The sequence below is a fragment of the Gordonibacter pamelaeae 7-10-1-b genome, from assembly GCF_000210055.1.
GTDB lineage: Bacteria > Actinomycetota > Coriobacteriia > Coriobacteriales > Eggerthellaceae > Gordonibacter > Gordonibacter pamelaeae.
The window spans coordinates 2,289,809-2,290,993 of sequence record NC_021021.1 but is presented as its reverse complement, the minus strand read 5'-3'; the positions used below and the strand labels follow the sequence as shown (position 1 = coordinate 2,290,993).

Here is a 1,185-nt window from a genome sequence, read left to right as displayed (position 1 = left end):
CGTTCGCGTCCTCCAGCTTGTCGAGCAGGTCCTGGTCGTCGAGCGCGTCGGGATCGACCTTCGCCGACACCCCGAGCGCGGTCACGGTGATCTTCCTTGCAGCCATCCGCTCCCCCTTACGCCGTCACGGTCACGTTGCAGGTCGCCGACTTTCCGCCGGCCTCGGCCGTGATCGTCGCCGACCCGGCCGCCACGGCGGTCACCTCGCCGGACGCACTCACGGTCGCCTTCGCCGGCGCGGAGCTCTTCCACGAGACGTCCCTGTCGGTGGCGAGCGCGGGAACCACGGTGGCATTCAGCGTCTCCTTCGCGCCGACCGCGAGCGTAAGCGTGCCCTTGTCGAGCGCGACCGACTGAACCGGCACCTCGGACGCGCCTACCTCGAAGTCGAGGAACACCATGGGGTCGCGCCCCTCGGCGGAGACGCACTTGATGGTCGGCGCGTAGCCGAGCAGGTCGGAGTTGTTCATGGCCAGGTCGTCGCGCTCGGTGATCGAGCCGTTCTCCACGACCGTGCGACGCACCATAGAATCACCGATGACGTGCTCGAAGAGGAAAGCGTGGGCTCCCGTGAAGTTCTGGTTGACGCGCGTCTCGCGCACGCCGTCCTTGGTCGACACGTTGGCGTCCCCGTAGACGGTCATGAGCACCGAGTCGCGCGACTCGAGGAACGTCACGGAGATGCTCGTCGCGAACTCGGTGAGCTCGCTCTTGATGACGTTCCCGCCCCAGTCGCGGCGGTCCTCGGCCGAAGTGTCGGTGGGGATGGTCACGCCGTCCTCCGAGATGTAGCCTAGGCTGTCGGCTCCGGGCACCTCGGCCACGAGCTCCTCGAGCGTCTTGGACACGTCCTTGAGGGTCGCAAGCGGCGTTCCCAGCGGGAACACCGCGGCATAGCCGCCGGGGCGGCCCTTCGCGACGCCAACCGTCGAGGCGTCGAGCATTGCATCTGTCACTTCTGTCTCCTTTCGCCCCGCCCTCACGGCCGCGACACGATGTCCAGCACCAGCTGGCAGCGCGCGCGGCGGCTCTTCGGGTCGGGGAAGCTGTACGTTGCGTCCGCCTTGCAGGACGACACCTGCGCCACCTCCTGCGCCATCCGCTCGACGGCGAGGCGGCGGATCTTAAGGGCGAGGCCCATCGCGGCCGCGGGCGATTCCGCCCACGCCTGCACGGCGACGGTCG

Annotated in this window: 2 protein-coding genes; both read right to left on the bottom strand. The window is 68.6% G+C overall.

Translation table 11 applies throughout. The annotated features are described in order from the left end of the window. Positions 1 to 116: 116 nt before the first annotated feature. Positions 117 to 956 (bottom strand): Ig-like domain-containing protein, encoded by an 840-nt coding sequence (locus GPA_RS18230; RefSeq protein ID WP_197533094.1) that lies wholly within the window; start codon positions 954 to 956, stop codon positions 117 to 119. Between the two features lie 23 nt (positions 957 to 979). Beyond that, on the bottom strand, positions 980 to 1,185 hold a 206-nt coding region (locus GPA_RS10690), incomplete at its 5' end, for a hypothetical protein (RefSeq protein ID WP_041239482.1).